24 protein-coding genes are annotated in these 24345 nt (G+C 37.5%); 11 read left to right on the forward strand and 13 right to left on the reverse strand.

The window, feature by feature from the left end:
- The first annotated feature begins 127 nt into the window (after positions 1-127).
- The 3 genes from MHI57_RS14440 (at position 128) to MHI57_RS14450 (ending at position 2899) form a co-directional block, all read left to right on the forward strand.
- The gene (locus MHI57_RS14440) at positions 128-817 is read left to right on the forward strand and encodes a response regulator transcription factor (protein WP_328198353.1); all 690 of its coding nucleotides are present in this window, start codon (positions 128-130) and stop codon (positions 815-817) included.
- On the forward strand, positions 810-1919 hold the full coding sequence (locus MHI57_RS14445; protein ID WP_340978626.1) for a HAMP domain-containing sensor histidine kinase: 1110 nt from the start codon (positions 810-812) through the stop codon (positions 1917-1919). The genes MHI57_RS14440 and MHI57_RS14445 overlap by 8 nt, the downstream gene beginning before the upstream one ends.
- Positions 1920-2014: 95 nt before the next feature.
- Complete coding sequence (locus tag MHI57_RS14450) at positions 2015-2899, forward strand: M15 family metallopeptidase (RefSeq protein ID WP_340976987.1); 885 nt, start codon at positions 2015-2017, stop codon at positions 2897-2899.
- A 119-nt stretch (positions 2900-3018) separates the two neighbouring features.
- Here the strand turns inward: MHI57_RS14450 and MHI57_RS14455 are convergent, their stop codons facing one another.
- From MHI57_RS14455 to MHI57_RS14485, 7 genes are all read right to left on the reverse strand, one after another.
- Positions 3019-3699 (reverse strand): DUF3885 domain-containing protein, encoded by a 681-nt coding sequence (locus tag MHI57_RS14455; RefSeq protein ID WP_095371427.1) that lies wholly within the window; start codon positions 3697-3699, stop codon positions 3019-3021.
- Between the two features lie 12 nt (positions 3700-3711).
- Positions 3712-4500, reverse strand: a complete 789-nt coding sequence (locus tag MHI57_RS14460; protein ID WP_340976989.1) for a putative hydro-lyase — start codon at positions 4498-4500, stop codon at positions 3712-3714.
- A gap of 23 nt (positions 4501-4523) precedes the next feature.
- A complete protein-coding gene (locus MHI57_RS14465; RefSeq protein WP_095371425.1) occupies positions 4524-5714 on the reverse strand; it encodes an NRAMP family divalent metal transporter in 1191 nt (396 codons plus the stop codon).
- Positions 5714-6478, reverse strand: coding sequence for a LamB/YcsF family protein (locus MHI57_RS14470; protein WP_095371424.1), 765 nt, complete (start codon positions 6476-6478; stop codon positions 5714-5716). Before MHI57_RS14470 ends, MHI57_RS14465 begins: the two co-directional genes overlap by 1 nt.
- A 10-nt stretch (positions 6479-6488) precedes the next feature.
- Positions 6489-7478, reverse strand: a complete 990-nt coding sequence (locus MHI57_RS14475) for a 5-oxoprolinase subunit C family protein (RefSeq protein ID WP_095371423.1) — start codon at positions 7476-7478, stop codon at positions 6489-6491.
- Positions 7475-8188, reverse strand: a complete 714-nt coding sequence (gene pxpB / locus MHI57_RS14480; protein WP_095371422.1) for a 5-oxoprolinase subunit PxpB — start codon at positions 8186-8188, stop codon at positions 7475-7477. Before pxpB ends, MHI57_RS14475 begins: the two co-directional genes overlap by 4 nt.
- 188 nt (positions 8189-8376) lie before the next feature.
- Positions 8377-8922, reverse strand: a complete 546-nt coding sequence (locus MHI57_RS14485; RefSeq protein WP_095371421.1) for a TetR/AcrR family transcriptional regulator — start codon at positions 8920-8922, stop codon at positions 8377-8379.
- A 227-nt stretch (positions 8923-9149) separates the two neighbouring features.
- Here MHI57_RS14485 and MHI57_RS14490 point away from each other — a divergent pair, with 227 nt between their 5' ends.
- Entirely contained in the window at positions 9150-10058 is a 909-nt protein-coding gene (locus MHI57_RS14490; RefSeq protein ID WP_095371420.1) for a LysR family transcriptional regulator, read from the forward strand.
- A gap of 130 nt (positions 10059-10188) precedes the next feature.
- Here MHI57_RS14490 and MHI57_RS14495 read toward each other — a convergent pair whose 3' ends face one another.
- A complete protein-coding gene (locus MHI57_RS14495; protein WP_095371419.1) occupies positions 10189-11535 on the reverse strand; it encodes a GntP family permease in 1347 nt (448 codons plus the stop codon).
- A 23-nt stretch (positions 11536-11558) separates the two neighbouring features.
- The gene (locus MHI57_RS14500; RefSeq protein WP_095371418.1) at positions 11559-12695 is read right to left on the reverse strand and encodes a glycerate kinase; all 1137 of its coding nucleotides are present in this window, start codon (positions 12693-12695) and stop codon (positions 11559-11561) included.
- Between the two features lie 185 nt (positions 12696-12880).
- Here MHI57_RS14500 and MHI57_RS14505 point away from each other — a divergent pair, with 185 nt between their 5' ends.
- The 3 genes from MHI57_RS14505 to MHI57_RS14510 all read left to right on the forward strand — a co-directional run bounded on the left by MHI57_RS14505 (position 12881) and on the right by MHI57_RS14510 (position 15317).
- Entirely contained in the window at positions 12881-13969 is a 1089-nt protein-coding gene (locus MHI57_RS14505) for a CdaR family transcriptional regulator (protein WP_095371417.1), read from the forward strand.
- Positions 13970-14139: 170 nt separating this feature from the next.
- A complete protein-coding gene (locus MHI57_RS25070) occupies positions 14140-14469 on the forward strand; it encodes a transposase (protein WP_251161713.1) in 330 nt (109 codons plus the stop codon).
- Positions 14466-15317, forward strand: coding sequence for an IS3 family transposase (locus MHI57_RS14510; RefSeq protein WP_328200406.1), 852 nt, complete (start codon positions 14466-14468; stop codon positions 15315-15317). Before MHI57_RS25070 ends, MHI57_RS14510 begins: the two co-directional genes overlap by 4 nt.
- A 112-nt stretch (positions 15318-15429) precedes the next feature.
- Here the strand turns inward: MHI57_RS14510 and MHI57_RS14515 are convergent, their stop codons facing one another.
- Positions 15430-16254, reverse strand: a complete 825-nt coding sequence (locus MHI57_RS14515) for a methyl-accepting chemotaxis protein (protein ID WP_340976997.1) — start codon at positions 16252-16254, stop codon at positions 15430-15432.
- Positions 16255-16437: 183 nt separating this feature from the next.
- On the opposite strand from MHI57_RS14515, the gene MHI57_RS14520 reads away from it, so the two are divergent.
- Positions 16438-17199, forward strand: a complete 762-nt coding sequence (locus tag MHI57_RS14520; RefSeq protein WP_340976998.1) for an STAS domain-containing protein — start codon at positions 16438-16440, stop codon at positions 17197-17199.
- Between the two features lie 92 nt (positions 17200-17291).
- Here MHI57_RS14520 and MHI57_RS14525 read toward each other — a convergent pair whose 3' ends face one another.
- The 3 genes from MHI57_RS14525 to MHI57_RS14535 all read right to left on the reverse strand — a co-directional run bounded on the left by MHI57_RS14525 (position 17292) and on the right by MHI57_RS14535 (position 20133).
- Positions 17292-18662: an alanine/glycine:cation symporter family protein gene (locus MHI57_RS14525; protein WP_095371414.1), complete on the reverse strand. Its 1371-nt coding sequence runs from the start codon at positions 18660-18662 to the stop codon at positions 17292-17294.
- Positions 18663-19195: 533 nt separating this feature from the next.
- Positions 19196-19468 carry a GNAT family N-acetyltransferase gene (locus tag MHI57_RS14530; protein ID WP_095371413.1) on the reverse strand — a complete coding sequence of 91 codons (273 nt, stop codon included), beginning with the start codon at positions 19466-19468 and terminating at the stop codon, positions 19196-19198.
- A gap of 251 nt (positions 19469-19719) precedes the next feature.
- On the reverse strand, positions 19720-20133 hold the full coding sequence (locus MHI57_RS14535; protein WP_340977001.1) for a cupin domain-containing protein: 414 nt from the start codon (positions 20131-20133) through the stop codon (positions 19720-19722).
- Between the two features lie 257 nt (positions 20134-20390).
- Here MHI57_RS14535 and MHI57_RS14540 point away from each other — a divergent pair, with 257 nt between their 5' ends.
- The 3 genes from MHI57_RS14540 to MHI57_RS14550 are packed head-to-tail and all read left to right on the forward strand — an operon-like array spanning position 20391 to position 24022.
- Positions 20391-21116: a GntR family transcriptional regulator gene (locus tag MHI57_RS14540; protein ID WP_307316326.1), complete on the forward strand. Its 726-nt coding sequence runs from the start codon at positions 20391-20393 to the stop codon at positions 21114-21116.
- The gene (gntK, locus tag MHI57_RS14545) at positions 21113-22660 is read left to right on the forward strand and encodes a gluconokinase (RefSeq protein WP_340977003.1); all 1548 of its coding nucleotides are present in this window, start codon (positions 21113-21115) and stop codon (positions 22658-22660) included. The genes MHI57_RS14540 and gntK overlap by 4 nt, the downstream gene beginning before the upstream one ends.
- A 15-nt stretch (positions 22661-22675) precedes the next feature.
- On the forward strand, positions 22676-24022 hold the full coding sequence (locus MHI57_RS14550) for a GntP family permease (protein ID WP_095371409.1): 1347 nt from the start codon (positions 22676-22678) through the stop codon (positions 24020-24022).
- The last annotated feature ends 323 nt before the right edge of the window (positions 24023-24345 follow it).

A 24345-nucleotide genomic window follows, 5' to 3' on the forward strand; every position in this document is an offset into this window, starting at 1 on the left:
CCTGATCGAAAGTTATTGCATATTATAACAGAATTCAAGGAAGGTAACGATTATTCTCTTGCTGGATGAATACATGGTTAACGGCTATACTATAAGAGATTCTTACTGAAAATTAGAGGTGTACAACGTGAAGCACGTAAATATTTTGATTGCCGATGATGAGGCGGAAATTGCTGACCTTGTTGGGCTCCATTTGGAAAAAGAAGGCTTTCATATTTTCAAAGTAAATGATGGAGAAGAAGCATTAAAAATTGTACAATCACAGCCAATTGATTTGGCTGTCTTAGATATTATGATGCCCCGTTTAGACGGACATGAAGTCACTAGAATGATTCGCAAACAAAACTATCTTTTTCCGATTATCTTTTTGAGCGCTAAAACATCTGATTTTGACCGTATCACCGGGCTTGTCATTGGAGCTGATGATTATATGACCAAACCGTTTAATCCTATGGAATTAGTGGCACGCGTCAAATCACAATTACGACGGACAATGCTGTATAATCAATCAGTTTCAAAAGAGAATATTTTAGAGTTTCGAGGACTTACGATTGATCCTGATCAACATAAAGTAACAAAATATGATACGGTCCTCTCTCTCACCCCGAAGGAATTTGATATTCTCCTCTTACTCGCTAACCATCCGAATAAGGTTTTTAGTGCAGAGCATATTTTTCAAACTGTGTGGGGAGATGCTTATTATGACAACCAAAATACAGTGATGGTTCATATTCGCACATTAAGAAAGAAACTTGGGGAAGACAAGAACGAGTTTATTAAAACCGTCTGGGGAGTAGGTTATGCCTTTCATGGTTAATTATAAAATTAATTTTCAAACGAAACTATTACTACTCGTCTTCGTTAGCATGATATTAGCTGGCGTAATCACATATTCACTTTTTGCATATATGCAATATTATTATCATCAGTTTGTGTTCATCGATGATCCTTTAGCTCGAATCAGATGGGCATTAGGAAATAAGGGTCTATTTATTATTTTTGCGATTCTATATATTCTATTTACACTCGTCATTTTCAAATTACTTACAAGACGAATTTCATCGTATTTCAGTCATATTTCACATGGTTTAAAGCAATTAGCTAACAGTGATTTTCAATATGAAACAAAAATTTCTACTAATGATGAATTTGGCCAGATAGCGATAGATTTAAATACAGCTAGTCTCAAGCTAAAAGAGGCGATTGAGCGTGGAGATTTTGCTGAGTCAAGCCGTGATCAGTTAATTGTCAATCTCGCCCATGACTTACGAACACCACTCACATCAGTCATCGGCTATTTAGATATTATCAAAAAAGACACTAGCTTAACCGAGGAACAAAAAAAGCATTATACAAACATTGTCTATAAAAAAGCTGGGCGGTTAGAAGAATTAATTGATCATCTTTTTGATATAACGAAATTAAATTATGGTAAGATCTCTATTATCAAAAGTGAAATTAATTTAAGTGAGTTATTATTACAACTCTGTGAGGAAATGTATCCTGCCCTTAAGAAGAATCATTTAGAGGCAAGGTTACATTTACAGCCCTCCTTAATGATTGAAGCAGACGGGAGACAATTAGCACGGGTATTTGAAAATCTCCTAAATAACGCAATACGCTATGGGGCAGATGGACAATTTATCGATATTCACACTTCATTAGACGATGAAGGAGCGATTGTGCAGATTATTAACTACGGTGATGATATCAGAGAAAAGGACCTACCTTATATTTTCGATTCCTTTTACACATCCGACCCTTCTCGCGCCCATCAAGAAGGTGGAACAGGGCTGGGGTTATTTATTGCCAAGAATATTGTTGAACAGCATGGCGGTCGTATCACTGTCAATAGTACAGTCATACAAACAAGCTTTGAGATTAGACTCCCCATTCATCCATCTACTTTGGATAATTAAAGGGATGATTTAAGAAAAACTTTATATTTACCCCTACTTTTTTTTAAGCTTTATTCTTTATCTTTAATTTTATGAATTGAAGGAGGAATAAACGTATGAAGAAGTGGGGATTTTTTTTAGCCATCATTTTATTTTTATTAATAGCCATCAATCAATATCTTACTTCGAATAAAGCCAATTTATTAAAGGATGATATTGAATACGCCAATGAGGAGAACGAAAACAATGATTTCAAGCCCATACCTTCTAATCGAAATTTATCTGTAGAAGAAGATATGATAAACGATGGTCAGCTATTACTTGTTAATGAAGAACATCCATTGAAGGAAAATACAATACTAGACGATGTAGTCAACGTATTTGACTATGATGAATTAGAGAAAGAGTTTGGTCTTATCGATGATGATATACAATTGTCGATAGATTTATTAAATCGATTTAATGATATGATCCATGAAGCTAACAAAGAAGGAGATTTTCAATTTTTACTAACAAGTGGCTATAGAAGCTGGGACGCACAACAAACGCTGTATCAGGAAAAAGGGGCGGATTACGCTCTACCTGCTGGTTATAGTGAACATAATTTTGGACTTGCCCTTGATGTCGGTTCTCAAGCAACAACTATGTATAGAGCAAAGGAAGCCCAATGGTTAGAAGAGAAAGCTTGGATGTACGGCTTTATTTTACGATACCCTGAAAACAAAAGTGATATTACTGGCATTTCATATGAACCATGGCATATTCGCTATGTTGGTTTACCACATAGTGCAGTAATGCATAAGAAAAATCTTGTATTAGAGGAATATTTAAAACTGCTAGAAACAGAAAAGACAATTGACTTTACATTAGGTGATGTAACTTATCATGTTCGATATTACCCGGTCCATGATAGCAAAACTATTACCTTACCGGATGACGATTACTATCAAATTTCTGGTGATAATAAAGAAGGTGTGATAGTCACTACTTACTCTCTTTAAAAAAATAACAGAGCTTTGACCATACTAATACATGAGAAACAAGAAAATTACCCGAGTGGTGTGCACAATTCAGCATGCACACCACTCGAGTATAATTAAGCAGGACTTCATAACCGTTGTTATAATACATCTTTCTCCATACCCAATCTTTGAACCACATCTGCTCGATCGACTTCATCAATCCAGTTACCATACTTTTCATATAGCTGCCTCAGTATCTGAACATTGCGGGCAATTACTTCACAACCACGATCATCGTATATGAAAAAGATGACATCTCTCGTTAAATTAATAAAGAAAACATCTGGATAATTGACATGATAACCACCAAAACGTGGTTTTAAAGGAAAGTCTTCATGAGCAGCTGCTTTTATAAGTGATTCTATTTGTATGTCTCGGCACTGACATAATAAAGAGAATTGTTGTAATTGGTATGCGTCTGCATCCTCCGCTTCAAAAGGGTAAGGCATGGTTTCCACCTGAAGTTGATACAACTTTTTACGTTGCTTCAAATGAGATTGGTAAACCTTTAATTTTCTCGTTCTCTTTTCTTTTTCAACCATTTTATACATATTAGTCACTAGCATCACTTCATCCTCGCTAGCAAATAACTCATTAAAAAGAGTTGTTGCCTGTTCATAAACAAGCTCAAATCTATCCATATTTAACTGACCTTGTTCGTTAAATTGGTAGATTTCTTCAGCGAACGTGAAAGGAATACCGATATTCCATTGCTGATAAATACTTGGCATTAGTTTTAATCCTGGAAAATGAGACTGCAAATAGTTTGGTAACTCCATAGAAGCCCTTTCTTACATGATTGCATATTGTTCATTTAACACATCTGTAATAAACATATGACCAGGTGCATGCGTAATCATAATCTCTGGTTTTGCCCGCATCGCCACTGCTTGTGGGGTTACGCCACATGCCCAAAATACAGGAACTTCTCCATCTTTAATGGTAACCGCATCTCCGAACTCAGGCTTGTTAATATTTTTAATCCCTATTTTTTCAGGATTTCCTAAATGTACCGGGGCACCGTGGACTGAAGGAAAGCGACTCGTTACTTGAATAGCCCTTATCGCATCCGCTTCTTTCATTGGTCTCATACTTACCACCATCGGGCCTTCAAACATACCAGATTTTACACATTCAATATTAGTTTCATACATAGGCACATTGCAGTTTTCTTCAATATGTCTGATTGGAATATGATTATTTAAAAGCGCTTCTTCAAAAGTAAAGCTACATCCAATTAGGAAGCCAACCATATCTGTACGCCAATAACCGGTTGCATCCTGCACCTCATCCACAAGTTCTCCATGCTTATATATACGGTACTTAGGAATATCTGTCATAATATTGCCGTTTGGTGCGGCTAACTTTGGTATAACTGATCCGACCTCTGTTACATCTATAATCGGACAAGGCTTTTGGTTTCTTTGACAAAATAATAAAAAGTCAAAGGCAAGTTCTTTTGGTAATACAGCTAAATTCGCTTGGATAAAGCCATTAGCAATGCCAGCAGTAGGCTGCTTCCAATGACCGTCCCTAATCTGCTTACGTGCTTCTTCAGGACTTACTGTTGTTAAATTCAAACTTATTCACACCTTTCAAGCTATTATTCAAACAATTGTGGAATCCCATTAATTAAAGAGTAACCGCCCATTAATGCCATAACAATGACAATTAGTAGTCCAAACAAGGTTAACCATAAAGGATGTTTATAATCGCCAACAATCTTCGCCTTATGTGCAGCAATTAACATCACACCTAGAGCGATAGGCAAAATTAGTCCATTTAATGAACCAACTAATACGAGAATTTTCACTGGTTGTCCAATAATAACAAATACAAGGGTAGATATTGCGATAAAACCTACTGTAAACCATTTCGCATTTTTATCAATGAAATGGGTGAATGTCCGAATAAATGAAACGGATGTATAGGCCGCACCAACGACAGATGTAACCGCTGCTGCCCACATAATCACACCAAATATTTTATAGCCAACATTACCGGCAGCATGCTGAAACACGGATGCTGCTGGATTATCAGGGTTTAAAGTTAACCCTTGAGAAACAATCCCTAAAGCAGCTAAGAAAAGGAAAATTCTCATTAATGAAGCAATTCCAATAGCACTCACTGCACTTCTTGTTACTTGTGGTAAAGCTTCTTTCCCTTTAATACCAGCATCTAATAAACGATGCCCACCGGCAAAGGTAATGTAACCACCGACTGTTCCTCCTACTAGTGTAACAATAGCTAAAATATCAATCGTTTCAGGTACAAATGTACGTGTCACAGCTTCACCAACTGGAGGAGAGGCAGTAAACATGACATAAACCATCAATCCAATCATGACAAACCCTAGCACTTGTGTGAAACGGTCCATTAGCTTTCCTGCTTCTCTGACAACAAAAATACCAATAGCAACTAATCCACTTAATAAAGCGCCTAATTCTGGAGAAACACCAAATAATACATTCGTTCCAAGTCCAGCTCCAGCAATATTACCGATATTAAAAGCCAGCCCCCCCATCACTATGAGTAAGGCCAAGAAATAACCTAATCCAGGTAAAACCTGATTAGCGATATCTTGGGCTTTCTTTTCTGAGACGGCTAAAATTCGCCAAATATTTAATTGTGCTCCGATATCTATGATAATTGATACTAAAATAACAAACCCAAAGCTTGCTGCTAGTTTTTCTGTAAAAACAGTTGTTTGTGTTAAAAAGCCCGGCCCTATTGCTGAAGTAGCCATTAGGAAGGCTGCACCTAAAATAATACTTCTAGTTGATTGTGTTTTCATTAAGCTTCTCCTATTCGTCTCACTTGTATATTTTCTTTTTGTAGAGTCGCATGAATGAGTTTAGCAAATGCCAATGCATGTTTGCCGTCACCATGAATACAAACAGTATCTGCTAAGATGTCAACATCCTTTCCACTTACAGACGCTACTTTCCCTTCCTTTACCATACGAACGACCTGTGCGACCGCTACCTCTTGCTCGGTAATTAATGCATTTGATTCTCTCCTTGAAGTCAAGGAACCGTCATCTTGATACGTACGGTCAGAGAATACTTCACTTGCCGTTTTTAAACCTATCTTCGCACCCGCTTTTACTAGCTCGCTACCAGCTAAGCCAAACAAAATTAATTCTGGATCGACTTTGTACACCGCTTCTGCAATAGCTTCAGACAACTGAGCGTCTTTTGCTGCCATATTGAAAAGGGCTCCGTGTGGTTTAACATGTTGCAACTTTCCTCCCTCAGAATGAACAAAAGCGGACAATGCGCCAATTTGGTAGACAACAATATCATACGCTTCTTGAGGGGAGATATTCATTTCTCTTCTACCAAAGCCAACTAAGTCTTGTGTTCCTGGATGAGCACCAATCCCCACTTTTTTCTCTAATGCCAGTTTCACTGTCTTACGCATCGTTGTTGCATCACCTGCATGAAAGCCACAAGCAATATTTGCACTGGTCACATAATTTAATATTTCTTCATCATTACCAATTGAATAGTTTCCAAAACTCTCACCTAAATCACAGTTTAAATCAATCTTTATCATCGTTATCCCCCTATTGATATTTTATTTGGATACTCCTTTTATACTCATAGAGCCTTTGCTCCTTTTGAATAAAGAGCTTTTGAGCTTCTGTAAAAGATATTTTTTCAAAATATACCTCTTCTCCAGGCTTTGTTTGAGCCAATACATGTAAATCGATGGATGCCACCTGCCCAATCTTCGGGTATCCCCCAGTCGTTTGCCTATCAGCCATTAAGATGATTGGTTGCCCATCGGGAGGTACTTGAATGGTCCCCATAGCAACAGCCTCTGAGATCATTTCTTTCTCTTCTGATAATGCGAGTGCACTACCATTCAGGCGATATCCCATTCGATCCGATTGTGAAGCTACCTTATAAGGGTTATTGAATAATGCTATTTTGCTTTCTTTATTAAAAAGAGAAAATTGCTTCCCTTCAATGACTCTAATTCTTTGATTAGAGGGTCTTCTCATCTGAATCGGTATATGCCATTTTGCTTCAACAAATGGCTTGTCAGATTGTTTTAATGAAGCGATCATTTTTTTCGATAAGCTACTCTTCTCTTTTACAGTTAATCGATCGCCTTTTTGAAGCGCGCGCCCATTATGTCCACCAATATGTGCACGTAAATAAGTAGCATAACTATCCATGACCAACTCGACATCAAAACCACCAGCAATGGCTAAATAAGTACGACAGCCCTCTTTATACGAGGCGAATGTTAGCTCACTTCCGGCATTTACCCAAATAGGTTTCCACAGACTTACTTGCTGTCCATTAATTTGCGGACCGATATCTCCACCACAAAGACTAATCAAACAATCTTCGTGAAAAACAATTCGTGGGCCGATTAATGTCATTTCTAATGTAGGTTGTTCTTCGGAGTTCCCGACAAGCATATTCGCAATCTTATGAGCATCTTGATCCATGACACCACTGGCGATTACACCATATTTCTGGTATCCTGTTCGGCCAAGATCTTGTAGGGTCGATAATAAACCTGGTTTCTTAATCTCTATCATGACTGTTCAGCCTCCAATTGCTTATACTCATCAAAGCTAATTGGCTTAAATTGAATGCGATCGCCAGCCCTTAACAAAGTTGGCATTTCTTCCTGTGGTGTAAATAATTCGATTGGCGTCCTTCCAATCAATTGCCAACCTCCAGGTGTTTCAATAGGATATACACCTGTTTGCATCCCTGCAATCCCAACAGTCCGAGCTGGAATTTGTAGCCTTGGTGATTTCCTCCTAGGTGCAGCAATCTTATCAGACATCCCTCCAATGAATGGAAACCCCGGGGCAAAACCAATCATATGGACCAAATAATCACCAGCTGAGTGAATTTCGATTACTTCATCTGGTGTTAGGTGATTTAACCGGGCAACCTCATGTAAATCGGGACCAAATTCTCCACCATAACAGACAGGAATGTCAATTTTCCTGGAAGATAGGCGATTTTGTGTATCCACAGATTTTAATAATTCATTCAGTTCTGCGCATACAAATTCATAAGGTAGTTGTTCTTTATCGCATAATTGACTAACCTTCCAAATGTCATAAAATACCGCAATATTCGTGTAAGCTGGAATGCATTCCTTCATCCACGGTAAGCGTTGATCCTCGAGAAAATTCGAGAACATTTGAATTTTTTGTTGGGTTTCAGATGAAATCTGATCCCCTAATTCTATAAGAAGAGCTTGGTCTCCCAACGGACAAAAATGCCATTTCAATTTACACCCCTCCTTATTTAAGCTGTTCAGTTTATTTGTAAAAAATTCAATTATACTAATAATCTATCTATACAGATTATTTTATTTAAATAATACAATAAAGTATTAAAAATAAAAAGCAACCCTAACGATATTTACTATCTTTCAATAATAAAGATTGTTAGAGTTGCTTTATTGATGAATGCTTATTAGTTTTTTGTATTTAATTGATAATGATTCATCAAGTTCGTGATTTGATTACAAAAATGAGTAGCATTTTTCTCGCAATCCTCTTTTACCCAGTTTAGTATAATTTTGGTGAACCCGCCAATTTGAAATTGAATTAAGTATTCTGCAATATCAACGTCAGTGAAAACTTCCGCTAGCCCCTCTTCGATCATTTCAATGAATTCTTCCATAACTAAGTATTCCAAATCATGTGCAAATAGCTTTCTCAATACTGGTTTTTGTAGTTCTGTGATCATAAACATCATATGGATCATTTGCGCTATAGTTAGATTATCTTGTTTCTTCCTCATATTGAATAAATCTCTATACAATTGACGTAAATAGATGCGTATAATATCTTCTTTTGTGCCAAAGTTTCTATAAAAAGTTATTCGTGCAATCCCTGCTTGTTTCGTAATTGCTGATATTTTTATTTCACGAAATTGAAATTGATTCATCAAATCCATTAAAGCACTACACACAATCTCACGTGTTTTGGTTACTTGCTTATTCGTTGCTTCATTCAATTGTCTACTCCTTTTTAAGGATATTATTTACTTTTAACTCTATAAACACAATTGCTCTAATCTAGTTCTAAATTCTCAATTAATTACAACGAAACACATTCTTTTTACCTATAACATATTTATTTTAACACAAAACGCTCTATAAAAACCTGCTCAAAAATATATAGATAGAATCGTCGAATTAACAGTATACTAATTTTGAATCCATAAAAACTAGGTGATAGTAAATGACCTTTGATCAACTAAAACATTTTTCAACTGTGGCAAAAACACAATCATTCACTGTGGCAGCTCATGAACTTTTCCTTTCTATATCAGCATTAAGTCAATCTATCAGTAGTTTAGAGACCGAGCTAGGGTTGATGTTGTTTAAACGCTCCCGTTCTGGTGCCCATTTAACTGCTGAAGGCGCTCTATTAATTGAAAAGGCCGAAGAAATCATGAAGATGACGAAAGAGTTTCAAACATTCGCGCAAGCGCAAACAGAAAAACTCCAAGGACATCTTCGTATTTCTACAATACCAGGTCCTTCAAACGCTTTACTTGCCGCTGTATTTTCATTTAAGAAAGAACATCCAAATGTCTCCATAGAGCTTCAAGAGTTAGGACCAAAGGAGATAACAGAAAAACTAATCAACGAAGAAATGGACGTGGGTATGCTTGTTGTTGGACCATCTTCTGAAGTAAATGAAGATAAATTCCACTTTGAACCACTGCTAGAAGGCTATATGGTTGCTGGCGTACAAGCCCATTCCACACTTGCTGAAAAGCCTTTTATTTCAAAAAAGGATTTATCAAGATATCCCATTATTTTATATCAAGATGCTTACCTTAATCAGACGATCAAACAGCTTCTTGATAACAATAGCCAAAGAAATCTAGTTGTAAAAACCAATCATACAAATGCAATTACCCAATGGGTATCTAGTGGTAATGCAATAACGATTGGACTTGATTATTCATTTCAGCATATTGATGGGATTACCGGGGTGAAAATACAAGAATTAAAAGAAGAAAGAGTTCACTACGGCTGGGTTCATTTAAAGAAAAAACATATAAACCGACTGACAGATATTTTCCTTGAAACATTAAATCAGGAAATTAATAAGCTTATTGCGCAATCAAACGAGATGTGACATTTATGAAAAGGAACGTCCTCTGCATAAGAAAATGAAAATTGACTAAGAACATCCGTTTAAAGGTGTAAAAATCCGAACGCACACGAACCCTAAAAAAGGCATTCGAGTGACTGTTCGGATTTTCTTCTTATACTAAAATAACCCACAAAATCATTGCTACGATGATAGAAACAAGTCCTTGTAATAATGTCGCCATCGTTTGAGCTTTGTAAGCATCTGTTACCTTCATACCAGTAAATTGTGTAACAACCCAGAAGTAACTATCGTTCACATGACTAACGGTCATTGCACCCGCTCCAATAGCCATTACAACTAATGCTAGCGGTACTGCTCCTTCAATACCGACAACCGGAAGCATTGGGGCAATTAATGAAGATGTTAGTACTAATGCTGTAGTTGATGAACCTTGTGCTGACTTTAATGCTGCGGCAATCAAGAAAGGGATAATCAAGAAAAGCGCACCCGTAAACATATCGGAAATGTCCCAACCTTGAATAATATCCGCAACACCAGAGTTTTTGATTACTGTTCCAAAAACCCCGCCTGCTCCGGTAATTAAAAGTACTGGCGCGGCATCTAATAATCCTTTACCAACCCAATTAGTTAATGTTTCCTCATTAAATTGAGGTAATAATGGTAGAGCAGCGAGAATACCTATGAACAATGCTATAACTGGTGTACCTAAGAAACCAATAAATTGTGCAAACCAACCTTCGTATCCCAGAACGGCAACAATTGAACCTAAACCGATTAATAGAATGGGTAAAATAATTGGGAAGAACGCTTGAAAAGTCGAAGGCATCTTACCAAATGAAGCGACAACCTTATCATAATCGAATTCTTCTGTGTTACGATCCTCTGGAACTTCAATTTTTGTTGCTACTTTAACTGACCAAAGATAACCAATGGCAGCAGCAGGAATGGCCACAATAAAACCAATTAAAATCACTGTTCCTAAATAGGCTTCTGCACCAATATTTCCCGCAGCGGCAATTGGGCCTGGTGTTGGTGGTACAAGTGTATGAGTGGCATATAATCCTGTAGCTAGTGCTACAGACATTGAAGCCATCGTTACTTTAGCTCTCTTAGCTAATGCCTGGCGTAAACTATTAAGAATAATAAAACCAGAATCACAGAACACTGGAATAGAAACGATGAAACCAATAATACTCATGGCAAGCTGTGGTCTCTTTGGACCCACGATACGTAACACAACCTCTGCCATTCGATAAGCCGCACCTGCTTTTTCTAAGATCACTCCAATAATTGTTCCAAACACAATGACAAGACCGATACTTGTCATAACACCGCCAAATCCACTATTAATGCTCTCAACTATTAAATCAAATGGCATTCCTGATGCAAATCCAACGAATAGAGCACCTATTAGTAAAGACATAAATGGATGAATCTTAAACTTTGTTGTCGCTAATACGATAATTAAAACCCCAATAGCAATGATGAAGAATAACATTCTTTTCCCTCCTAAAAATGGATTTATCTTTGAAACGCAATAAATGTTCTCATTACTCGTTCAGCAGCATCCGCTAGCAATTCTGCTGAACGCTCCATCGCCTCGTCTAACTCCATAGGACTTGTCACTAAACTGTGGACACTAGTAATGCCATATTCATATAACTCTTCAATACCTTTACCAATAGAACCCGCTAGAACAAAGACAGGAATATGATTTATTCTCGCTGCCTCTGCCACACCCATAGGTGTCTTACCAGAGGCTGTTTGAAAATCACACTGGCCTTCACCAGTAAATACACAATCGGCATTCACCATTTTTTCCTTTAGTCCAGTGTACTCAATAACAAGATCAATCCCTCTTTTCATATCTGCATTGAAAAAGGCTTGGAAAGCACCACCAATTCCTCCTGCTGCACCTGCACCCGGCCGATCATGTAAGCGAACTTTAGTCGCATGCTCAATCACATCTGCCCAGTTACCCATATAGTGATCTAACGTCTCAACCACTTCAGGACTTGCCCCTTTTTGAGGACCAAAAACATGGGAAGCACCATTAGGACCAATAAACGGATTCTGTACATCAGAAGCGATTAGAAATTGACAATCCTTAATCCGCGAATCAAGAGAGTCTAATTGAACAGACGTAACTTCACCTAGCGCTTCACCACCAAGACCAATTTCATCTCCGGCATCGTTCATTATTTTTAGCCCTAGAGCTTGTAACATACCAGCTCCGCCATCATTGGTAGCGCTTCCACCAACTGCTAAAATAAAATGGCGATAACCATCATCTAACGCTTTCTTAATTAATTCTCCTGTGCCAAAAGTTGTAGCAATCAGTGGATTGCGTTCACTTTTATCTATAAGCTCTAGACCAGAGGCACTCGCCATCTCAATAACACATGTCTTTTCATCGCCGAGTACACCATACTCCGCCGCGACCTTTTTGTGTAATGGACCCATCACACTAACTTTTACCTTTTTCCCCCCCGTTGCGGAAACAAGACTATCCATTGTTCCTTCTCCACCATCCGCTACAGGAACAGAAATAACTTCGCACGAAGGAAGCGCTTTCTTAACACCTTTAGCAATTGCTTCTGCAGCAGAAACACTCGATAAGCTACCCTTATATGAATCAGGTGCAATAACTACTTTCATAAACTCGCCACCTAACATCTATTGTGTTATCCTTATTATAATTATGTGTCATACTATTTGTCATCGTTATGATTGAACAAAAAAACAGATTATTTTGGTTAAATTTTTATCTATTATAAACAGATTGTGATATTATTTTACTGATATATAACAAACGAAATGAAGAGAATAAGGATGGGCCATATATGTTAACTCGTGAAATTGCCGCAGAAATTGTTAAGCAAACCATGGTTAGACTGGATAGAAATATAAACATTATGGATGATAGAGGCAAAATAATTGCATCTGGTAACCCCGATCGAATCAATATGATTCATGAGGGAGCAACAGAAGTTTTACGTACTGGTAGAGCTGTCACCATTAGTGATAAGGATATACAGTGGAAAAACTCATATCCCGGTGTTAACCTACCTATTCATTTTCAAAAAAAAATCATCGGTGTGATTGGCATTACTGGTGACCCAGATGAAATTTTTGAATTTGGTGAGTTAGTAAAAATGATTACAGAGATGATGATTCAACAATCCTTTAGTTTAGATCAGTTAGAGTGGCAACAAAAAGCGAAGGATCATTTATTCGATGATTTATTGCAGGACTCAATTGAAGATTCATCGATTGAACAACGATTTAAACTATTTGAGATTCATCTTTTGCCCCCCTTTCAAGTGTCAGTCATTAAAACAGATATGCCCAAATTGAAAAAAAATGACTTCATCCAATGGGTGGAAAGATTTTTTCCCAAAGAGAATACATTGATTGGTTTCCTAGGAATCAATCAACAATTTATACTTCATACCGGGTTAACAGAGGAGCAAATCATTCATCGGTATCAAAGTTTCATTTCATTTATAGAAGAAAATCAACTTACTGCAAGAATTGGGTTGGGTTCCAATGTGAAGACTGTCAATAACATTCAACATTCCTATCAGCAATCCATTTCGGCTTTAACATTAAGTGCAGAGTCTTCTATTTTTGCTACTTTTAAAGATATTGAAGCACAAGCATTACTGAATGAACTGAGTGAAGCATCTAAAACTTACTATTATACAAGAGTACTGAATGGACTTTCTGAGAAGCTAATTGAGACACTTGAAAGCTTGTTTGCAAATAATTTAAACCTTGGAGAATGTGCGAAAAGTTTATTTATCCATAGAAACTCACTCATTTATCGGCTAAAGAAAATCAAAGAAATAACCGGATATAACCCACAGCATACTCTCGATGCGATTACACTGCAACTTGCGATTTGGCTTAGACAAATGCATAAAGAGTAACTGGTTAAATACCTTCCTCACTTGTTGGTTCTCTGACTCTTGTAAAAATACCATTTGTGATTTCAAGTAAAAAAAGCTCGCCATCTGTTAATGTCCCCTTTAAGTAGACATTCAAAAAAACCTTCATGTTACCATGAAGGAAAGAATGCTACCTTGGAGGGGATTTTTCTATGGCAAAGAAAGGACAAACTTTTAATAGTTATTCGGAAGAGTTTAAACATAATGCCGTCATGAAATATGTGAATGGGTCTAAAAGTTATAAAGCATTGGCAGAGGAACTGGGAATCCGTCACTGCAGCCAGCTTAAAGTGTGGGTTAAGAAATGGAAAGAAGGAGCCCCGTTTGATGAGCGTAAAGGAGTTTCTAATCCTTTAAAAGGCAGGCCTAGGACTAAATTTAAGTCGGTTGAAGAGGAAAGGGATTATTTGAAAGCACAAGTTGAATTTCTAAAAAAGCAGTATCCAAATCTGGTAAAGGAGGAGAAAACCCCAGACGAATGAAATATGAATTGGTGGATGAGTTAAGGGTTACCTATCCGGTCTCCTGGCTGTTGGAGATTGCCTATATCAAACCGGCTAGCTACTACAAATGGAGAAAAAACAATCATAAACGCGAAGCAAAAGTTAGGGATGAACAAAAGATTCGAGAGCACATTTTGGGCATACATTTTATGCATCCCGAATATGGACGACCCCGTATTACAGACGAATTAAATGAAAACGGGTATTTAATTAATCACAAAAAGGTCTACCGATTGATGACGGCAATGAACATACAATCAGTCATCCGAAAAAAGAGAAAACGACATGGTCATAGTCCTTCTAACCTCTTTCCTAACCGTCTGAAAAGGAAGTTCAAGGCGGTAGGACCTAATCAAAAAATGGTAACGGATATCACATTTGTGTCTGTTGGCGAAGAATATTATTATTTATCGGTCATACAGGATCTCTTTAATAACGAAATAGTAAGTTGGGAGCTAGCCCAAAGAAATGATTTGGAACTTGTGTTAAAAACGGTAGAGAAATGGACAAAGAAAAAAGACGTGGCTGGAGCCGTTCTCCATTCGGATCAAGGCTTCCAGTACACGTCAAAAATATACGGCAACCGATTAAAGGATTATGGCATCAAAGGCAGCCACTCTCGCAAAGGAAACTGCCTGGACAATGCCTGTATAGAATCATTCTTTTCACACCTCAAAACCGAGAAGCTGTATATAAGTAAGTGTAAGGGAGAAGAAGAACTAGAGCAAGCTCTTGAGGATTACATTTACCATTACAATTACAAACGAAGACAAAAGAAACTAAAGAAACGCGCGCCGATTGAATATCGACACGCGCTCACTGCTTAGCTTTTTATGTTGTCTACTTGACAGGGGCAAGACCAATCTGGTGAGCTTTTCTAATCTATCTACTAATTAATGAAATAAAATACTTTGAAAAACCCAAATCTGGTGGACCATACTAATTAGACAATCGCGCAAACGACTGTAAAGTTTCATCTATATCATCTTTTGTCCGTGAAACAATATCTTTTAGCTCATCAGTTATCTCATACACATTCACGACTTGCTCTGTAATATTCTCAATATTTATATTTACTTCTTTCATCGCATTATCAGCTGAGACAGATAGCTTTTTAACTTCTTTGGCAACAACTGCAAACCCTCTTCCTTTTTCACCAGCATGAGCTGCCTCAATAGCAGCATTAATTGCCAATAAATTCGTCTGAGATGCAATATTTCGAATAAGTTTAGATGTTTCTTCAATTAGCTTCATTTGTTGTTTCAACGTTTCTAAAGCTAATACCTTTTCATTAGAGTTAGATAATACCAGTTCAACCAGATGTGTGGGCGCCATTTTTAATTTTGAGATCATCTCATTTGTATGCTGCTCCCTTTCAGTAATGTCCGTGGCAATTTTTAAAACTCCCTTTACCTCTCCTTTCGTTCCTATAACAGGAATATATGTCGCTTCTAACCACAATAATTGGCCAAACTTACCCACTCTTTTGATTTTCTCTTGAAACTTTCTTCCCCTTCTCAAATTACGCCATAGCTCAAGATAGGTTGAACCATTCACCTCTTCAATAGTACAGAAATTCTGATGATCCATTCCTACCATTTCTCCTGACTGATACCCCAGTACTCTGGCAAAATTATCGTTAACCCATATCACTTCTCTATCCAAATTAAACTCAATCATGGCTAAATTTCTCTCAAGTGATGCTAACACTTCATTATTATCTAACACTTGCTGATTTTCCTGAAAACCAATTGTTGTATTCATACATGCTCCCTTTCATACACTAGTAGTTCTTTTTACCCACATCAAACATAAACGAAACCTACAACAGAATATAGTTTTATTTCATCTACTTAAACAAAAAGGTCTTTCCTTTGTTTTTTGCCAAAAAGGAAGAGATAATAAATAGATGGAAATTTGCCAAAGGTGGGGTTAGCACTGAATAAAATGAATATGGAACTCATATTAAAGACACTTGATTATACACGCGTTGGTATTTTAATTACCGATCCGAGTAAGCATGATAACCCTATTATCTATTCTTCTAAAGGTTTTACTGATATGACAGGTTACACCAAAGAGGAGGTAATCGGTAATAATTGTCGTTTTCTACAAGGCGAGCAAACAAGTAATGAAACCATTGCTCGTATTAGAGAAGCAGTAACAAGAAAAGAATCCATACAATGTGAAGTTCTAAATTATAAGAAGAACGGCGATATTTTCTGGAATCACTTAACAATTGATTCGGTTTATATGGAAGAGGAGGAAGCCCATTTTTTTATCGGTGTTCAACATGATATAACTGAACAGAAAAAGGCCGAGCAAAAGTATTTACAGTCCTTACAGAGAATCGAAGAACTTGAAACACCTATTATTCCACTCACAGATAAGGTATCTGTTCTCCCTTTAGTTGGAGAGATGAATGAAAGTCGTTACCATAAGATGACAACGCAATTATTGCAATCATTAGAGAATACATTTGCTGAAACCCTATTAATCGATGTAAATGGATTAACTACTTATAATGAAGAAATTATGCAAAGATTTATTGAACTAGCAAATGTATTATCATTAATGGGTACGTCTATGATATTATGTGGAATCAAACCGGCAATGGCACAGAAATCAATTACATTTGCCGATCGACCTACAAGTAAGCTTAGAACCGCTAGTACAATTAGAGCTGCTCTTGATATTGCTTCTAAATAAAGGAAAAATGCAACTCTAATTGATAGCAGTTGCATTTTTTTCAAATGATTATTTTTGTGTCAGGCTAAACTTTCAATGAATAAACCAACAACTTATCCTGCCATCGATTGTTTCTTCTCTTCTTGTTTCTCTTTTTTTCTAATCTCAGTGAATTTCCGGGATTCAGCCACAATGACTGGAGATAGAAGCAAGAGAGCAATTAAGTTTGGTAAGGCCATTAGTGCATTAAAGATATCAGCAATTCCCCAAACCATTTCTAACTCTAAAGCCGAGCCAATGAGTACTGTTATGACAAACAGCACCTTGTATATCACTGCATTTTGATCACCAAATAAATAACCAAAACATTTCTCGCCATAATAAGACCAACCAATAATAGTCGAATAAGCAAAGAACATAATACCAATAACTACAAGCATATTACCTACACCAGGTAAGAAGAATTCAAATGCTTCTCCCGTTAAACTAGAAGCATTTTCATGCCCGACATAAAGACCACTTAATACAATCGTTAAACCAGTAATCGAACAAACAATAATTGTATCAATAAATGTTCCTGTCATTGAAACTAACGCTTGTCTACCAGGATAATCTGTTTTAGCCGCTGCGGCTGCGATGGGTGCTGAACCAAGCCCCGCTTCATTAGAGAATACCCCACGAGCGATACCATAACGAATGGCCATCCCGACTGCACCACCAGTTGCTGCGGATGGGTTAAAGGCCTCAGAGATAATAAAACCTAATGCTTGAGGTACTTCAGTAATATTCATAAAGATAATAATAAGTCCACCAGCTAAATAAAATAATGCCATGAAAGGAACGAATATACCCGTAACTCGACCAATTCCTTTAATTCCACCTAACAGTACTAATCCTGTTAATACCATTAGAACAACACCCGTAATCCATGGGTTCACCCCGAAATTGGCTTCAAATGAGCCAGCAACAGTATTTGCTTGTGTCATATTACCAATTCCAAATGATGCCAAAAATCCAAAGAGAGCAAATAATACAGCTAACCATTTCCAGCCGAGACCTTTTTCAATATAATACATCGGTCCCCCGGAGATTTCACCTTTACTATTCGTCACGCGGTATTTAACTGCTAAAATGGCTTCACCGTATTTTGTCGCCATTCCAAAAAATGCAGCTAACCACATCCAGAATAAAGCACCGACCCCACCAAGCATCACTGCTGTCGCTACACCGGTAATATTTCCTATCCCAAGTGTGGCTGCCATTGCTGTCATCAAAGATTGAAAGTGGGATATATCCCCTTTATCTTTATTGTTTTTATCACTTTTACTAAAAGTAAGCTTTAAGGCATACGGAAGTTCCCTTATTTGGATAAACCCTAACCTAAAAGTAAGGAAGATCCCCGTTCCCACTATCAATACTAGGGTTACTGGCCCCCATACAAAATTACCTACTACGCTTATTAAGTTCTGTAGCCATTCCATCATTTTCCCTCCTCTTTCATTTTCTGTTATACAACAATAAACAATTAGATTGAATTATTATATTATAATAGATTCTTTACAAAAAATAAATACGAATTAAAGCATTACCACGTTATTTTGTTGAACATTTTCTAAATTTTTATCATAGTAAGAAAATTAACTTAACTTATAAAGTCTAAAAATTCTAAACTATTAGCCTATAATTCTCTTCTTATATAAGAATCACCTCTTTTTTTCTTCAAAATAATGATGAATTCTGTCGAACAAATAACCAATACTTTTGTTTTAAGAATATATTACTGTAAAATTAAATCTTTTGAAGCGGGAACAATGCCTTAAGGGAGAGGAGATTTACCCCATAAGAGGACCTTTATAGAACCTAGAATGGGTTGTATGTATTCAAACACATCTTAAAAAATTTAAGTGGTAGACCATCCTATCATATCTAACGATAGTGTTTTAAATTTGAACATTACATGGGAGGAATCACTTGATTGAAGCAAATAAAAAAAGTAGGGGTCGCCTACTTTTTTGGTTTAAGCTTGCACTTCCCGATATTCTGCTTTCTTCTTAAATAGGGCAGCGACAAAGGGACAAGCTGGGACAATTTTTTTATTTTGACTTTTCACCTCTTGCACAACCGAATCCACTAGTTGTTCAGCAAGTCCAGTCCCTCTTGCTTCTTCCTCTACATATGTATGATCAATAACAATGGTGTGATCGTTTCTTTCCGAAAAAGTAACTTCTCCTTGTTCCTTCCCACTATCATCGATACCATAATGTCGATTGCTTGCTTTTTTAATTTCCACGCCTCACACCTCCTTCTTTTGAATGATGGTCTTCATGATGCTTTTCTCAAAAACACGAACCGTACACGTTATAAGAGCAGCGTACCTTTTTAATTATAGTATGTGCTAATGTTTACTGGGATATGTACTATTTTCGCTTTGGTTTATCCATCTGAATGACGGGCAACTCCTACTTGCTCGGCCTTCATCTTTGCTTTTTATGGAGGAATCCTATACGGTCCCTCCTTGTTTACCCTGGTAGAACTATGGCTCTATTTTTTTGGGAACGATAAGTTACCATGATGATAATAGTAGGGTTCACTTTCAATTGCCATTACGGTATGTTGACGAAGTGCTTTTGACGTGAGTATTCTAGGCTCATTTAACTCTTGTACCTGCGATGCAAAAATGGTTTGAGGCAGAGGACAATCAAAAGCATTTAACCATTGACTATCTTTTTTAGCTTGTATAAGGTGCCAACATCCTTTGGGGATATTAACTACTTGGTTGGGGGAAATAGTGAACAACTTGATTTGATGTACATCTGGTAACACAAATGATACTTCTATTCTCCCCTGTACACAATATAAGAGTGAAGAAGCATTCAGGTGACATTGAATGGGTGTCACTTCACCCTTCTCTAAGGAGACAATCAATAAGGTAATATTCTCATCATTACAAAACACCCTTCCCACTCCTTCAACATCAAATTGCTTCATTATATGTAACCTAAATGGAATAGTGACGAATGATTTATCTTAAATAGTGAATAATAATTAAATCTTTATTTGAGCTAAGAATACCTTTCTAAGAGGATTCGTCCGCCACCCTTCCCCCCATTTCCTCCATACTGAAAAAAACAATTCTTATTAACTCCTTGAATAATCGAAAATTCGAGATATAATACTTGTATACAAGTATACTAAAATGAGAAGGTGTTATGATGAACGAACCAATAGAATTTCTCTACCCTTCCAAATGGCTTACGAAAGCTTCGACAGGTGAGCGCGTTGTAAGTGAATTAAGGATGCAAATTCTCTCAGGACGTATTGAAAGCGGTACCATTCTTTCTGAAAATAAATTAGCTGCTGACTTTTCAGTAAGTCGATCACCAATAAGAGAAGCATTAAAAATTCTTTCTGCTGAAAATATTATTCGCCAAGAACGAATGGGTGCAGTCGTCATTGGCTTATCCGAGAAAGAAATAGAAGAAATATATGATGTGCGTATTCTTATTGAAACGTTTATCTATCAACGACTTGTACGTTCAGATATTACAGACCTTGTAAAAGAACTCAATAAGATTTTAGAAATGATGAAAGTCTCTATTAAATATAATGATGCGGATGAATTCTCACTTCAGGATTTACAATTTCATGAGACAATTATTCGAGCCGCTAATCACTCATATATATTAATGATCTGGAATAATTTAAAACCAGTCATGGAAGGATTGATTCTATTATCCATGCGTAAGCGTTTTAAAGAAAACCAGCACGATTTCGAACGCATATTCACAAACCACGCACTCTATATTGAAGCGATTGAGAAAAAAGATAAAACATTAATGATTCAATCTCTCCATCAAAATTTTGATGATGTGCAAGGAAGAGTTGAAGATATGTGGAAATCCCAAGAAATTCTTGCAGAAGGGGGCGGAACAAAATGACAACCTATATGTTAGGTGTAGATATTGGAACAACCAGCACAAAGGCTGTTCTTTTTACAAAAGACGGGAAAGTCATTCAAAAAGAAAACATCGGCTACCCATTGCATACACCAGATATGTCTACAGCTGAGCAGGACCCTGAAGAAATCTATCAAGCGGTCAAGCAGGCGATAACGAACATTATGAAAAAAAATAGAGAAATGATGCCAGCATTTATTTCCTTTAGTAGTGCCATGCATAGCCTAATTGCTATCGATGAGAATGATCAACCATTGACTCCATGTATTACATGGGCCGATAACCGCAGTGAATCATGGGCACATAAAATTAAGGATGAATGGGGTGGCCATGAGATTTATAAACGTACAGGGACCCCTATTCATCCAATGTCCCCATTGAGTAAAATAACATGGATCACAAATGAACGCCCAGAAATAGCCCAAAGAGCGAAAAAATACATTGGCATAAAAGAGTATATTTTCAAGAAGTTCTTTAACCAATATGTTGTTGATTATTCTATCGCATCAGCAATGGGAATGATGAATCTTACTGAATTAACATGGGACAAAGAAGCATTAAAGATAGCGGGCATTCGCGAGGACCAGCTATCCACCCTTGTTCCCACAACACAGATATTCACGCACTGTGACAGTGAGCTTGCCTTACAAATGGGACTTGATCCTCATACCCTTTTTGTTATCGGTGCAAGTGATGGTGTCCTCTCTAATCTTGGTGTCAATGCAATTGGCAAAGGGGAAATCGCCGTCACCATCGGAACTAGTGGAGCCATTCGTACGATTATTGACCGTCCGCAAACAGATGAAAAAGGCCGGATTTTCTGTTATGCACTAACGGAAGATCATTGGGTCATTGGTGGCCCTGTTAATAATGGTGGGATTGTCCTTCGTTGGATTCGTGACGAATTTGCCTCATCCGAGGTAGAGACTGCCAAACGTTTAGGACTCGATCCATATGAAGTGTTAACAAAAATTGCTGAACGTGTGAGACCGGGTGCAAATGGACTTATTTTCCATCCTTTCCTTGCGGGTGAAAGAGCACCTGTATGGAATCCAGATGTTCGAGGCTCATTCTTTGGTTTAACCCTTTCACATAAAAAAGAACATATGATTCGCGCCGCATTAGAGGGTGTCATTTTCAACTTATACACTGTTTTCCTCGCACTTATGGAGTGTATGGACGAACCTGTTACGCGTATTCAAGCGACAGGCGGATTTGCCCGCTCTGCTGTTTGGCGCCAAATGATGGCGGATATTTTTGATTCTGAAGTGGTCGTACCTGAAAGCTATGAAAGTTCCTGCTTAGGGGCATGTATCCTTGGGTTATACGCTACAGGAGAGATTGAAAATTTTGCAGTAGCTTCTGACATGATCGGTAGCACACATAAACATACACCAGATGAAGATGCAGCAAATGCGTATCGTCAACTAATGCCTAGCTTTATCAACCTGACAAGAGTATTAACAGAGGAATATACAAAAATCGCTAACTACCAAAGAGGCTTGATTGGAAAAGATAGCGAATAAAAAGGAGAGAAAACTATGCCATTATTTATTGTTGCTTTAGGTATCATTGCCCTATTGCTCCTTATTATGGGGCTCAAACTCAACACATTTGTCTCACTTATTATCGTTTCATTTGGTGTTGCCCTAGCTCTTGGCATGCCTGCATCAGAAATTGTTGGCACGATTGAAAGCGGTCTTGGTGGAACACTTGGACATATCGCCCTAATCTTTGGTCTAGGTGCTATGCTTGGTAAATTAATCGCTGATGCTGGCGGTGCACAAAGAATTGCAATGACCCTTGTCAATAAGTTTGGTGAGAAAAATATCCAATGGGCAGTTGTCGTATCATCCTTTATTATCGGGATTGCCCTATTCTTTGAAGTAGGTCTTGTATTACTTATTCCCATCGTATTTGCGATTTCAAGAGAATTAAAAGTATCGATTCTTTATCTCGGTATCCCAATGGCAGCAGCATTATCTGTTACACATGGTTTCTTACCGCCTCACCCTGGTCCAACCGTCATTGCTGGTGAGTACGGTGCAAATATCGGTGAAGTTCTATTATATGGGATGATTATTGCTATCCCAACAGTGATTATTGCTGGTCCAGTTTTCACTAAAATTGCGAAGAAAATCGTACCAAACTCATTCACAAAGAGCGGAAATATTGCTTCTTTAGGTGAGCAAAAACAATTTAAACTTGAAGACACACCAGGGTTTGGTATCAGTGTATTTACAGCGATGTTACCAGTTATCCTTATGTCGATTGCAACAATCGTTACTTTACTTCAAGAAACGATGGGCTTTAGCGATAGCATAATCGTTATCGTGATTAAGTTCATTGGTGATGCTTCAATCGCGATTTTGATCTCTCTACTTGTGGCCATTTACACAATGGGCATTGGCCGCAATATTCCAATTAAACAAGTAATGGACTCTTGCACAACAGCCATCACACAAATTGGAATGATGCTACTGATCATCGGTGGCGGTGGTGCTTTCAAGCAAGTATTGATTGACGGTGGGGTTGGTGATTATGTTGCCCAATTATTCGAAGGCACGACCCTTTCACCTATCTTATTAGCCTGGACCATCGCAGCCATCTTGAGAATTTCTTTAGGTTCTGCGACAGTTGCAGCATTAACAACAGCTGGACTTGTTATCCCTTTACTCGGTCAAACAGACGTTAACCTAGCTCTCGTTGTACTCGCAACAGGTGCAGGTAGCTTAATCGCATCCCACGTCAATGATGCAGGTTTCTGGATGTTTAAAGAGTATTTTGGTTTATCAATGAAAGAAACGTTTGCTACATGGACATTATTAGAAACAATCATTGCCATTTCAGGCCTAGTATTTACTTTATTATTAAGCTTGATTGTTTAAGTGACAAAAAGCAAAAAGCCGAGAGAGTTACGATCCACTCACTCGGCTTTTTGCTTTGTTACTAGCTAATTCGGAGAGAACCGTTATCGTATCAAAAAGCCGATCTGAAATTATAAAAGCTTGAATGGGATGGAAAATATCGTTAAAGGTTTAAGAAAATTAAAGGCACGCACAATGAGTCATACATAAACCTCGGATCTAAACGTTCTTGCTGTAAGCTACTGTGACTTTGCGTGTACAACTTTGGTTTTTTATTCGATTTTTTGCGTGTATTCCCTGTTTGCGCGCACTTCTTTCCTTTTCTTTACTCACTTTTGCGCGTA

It is taken from the genome of Cytobacillus sp. FSL K6-0129, assembly GCF_038007625.1.
In the GTDB taxonomy this organism is placed as follows: Bacteria; Bacillota; Bacilli; order Bacillales; family Cytobacillaceae; genus Cytobacillus; species Cytobacillus kochii.

Bases quoted from the DNA above. Each gene is read 5' to 3' on its own strand.
- MHI57_RS14445 (WP_340978626.1), top strand. From the start codon at position 810: ATGGTTAATTATAAAATTAATTTTCAAACGAAACTATTACTACTCGTC.
- MHI57_RS14450 (WP_340976987.1), top strand. From the start codon at position 2,015: ATGAAGAAGTGGGGATTTTTTTTAGCCATCATTTTATTTTTATTAATA.
- MHI57_RS14455 (WP_095371427.1), bottom strand. From the start codon at position 3,699: ATGGAGTTACCAAACTATTTGCAGTCTCATTTTCCAGGATTAAAACTA.
- MHI57_RS14465 (WP_095371425.1), bottom strand. From the start codon at position 5,714: ATGAAAACACAATCAACTAGAAGTATTATTTTAGGTGCAGCCTTCCTA.
- MHI57_RS14470 (WP_095371424.1), bottom strand. From the start codon at position 6,478: ATGATAAAGATTGATTTAAACTGTGATTTAGGTGAGAGTTTTGGAAAC.
- MHI57_RS14475 (WP_095371423.1), bottom strand. From the start codon at position 7,478: ATGATAGAGATTAAGAAACCAGGTTTATTATCGACCCTACAAGATCTT.
- MHI57_RS14490 (WP_095371420.1), top strand. From the start codon at position 9,150: ATGACCTTTGATCAACTAAAACATTTTTCAACTGTGGCAAAAACACAA.
- MHI57_RS14495 (WP_095371419.1), bottom strand. From the start codon at position 11,535: ATGTTATTCTTCATCATTGCTATTGGGGTTTTAATTATCGTATTAGCG.
- MHI57_RS14500 (WP_095371418.1), bottom strand. From the start codon at position 12,695: ATGAAAGTAGTTATTGCACCTGATTCATATAAGGGTAGCTTATCGAGT.
- MHI57_RS14505 (WP_095371417.1), top strand. From the start codon at position 12,881: ATGTTAACTCGTGAAATTGCCGCAGAAATTGTTAAGCAAACCATGGTT.
- MHI57_RS25070 (WP_251161713.1), top strand. From the start codon at position 14,140: ATGGCAAAGAAAGGACAAACTTTTAATAGTTATTCGGAAGAGTTTAAA.
- MHI57_RS14510 (WP_328200406.1), top strand. From the start codon at position 14,466: ATGAAATATGAATTGGTGGATGAGTTAAGGGTTACCTATCCGGTCTCC.
- MHI57_RS14515 (WP_340976997.1), bottom strand. From the start codon at position 16,254: ATGAATACAACAATTGGTTTTCAGGAAAATCAGCAAGTGTTAGATAAT.
- MHI57_RS14520 (WP_340976998.1), top strand. From the start codon at position 16,438: ATGAATATGGAACTCATATTAAAGACACTTGATTATACACGCGTTGGT.
- MHI57_RS14525 (WP_095371414.1), bottom strand. From the start codon at position 18,662: ATGATGGAATGGCTACAGAACTTAATAAGCGTAGTAGGTAATTTTGTA.
- MHI57_RS14540 (WP_307316326.1), top strand. From the start codon at position 20,391: ATGAACGAACCAATAGAATTTCTCTACCCTTCCAAATGGCTTACGAAA.
- gntK (WP_340977003.1), top strand. From the start codon at position 21,113: ATGACAACCTATATGTTAGGTGTAGATATTGGAACAACCAGCACAAAG.
- MHI57_RS14550 (WP_095371409.1), top strand. From the start codon at position 22,676: ATGCCATTATTTATTGTTGCTTTAGGTATCATTGCCCTATTGCTCCTT.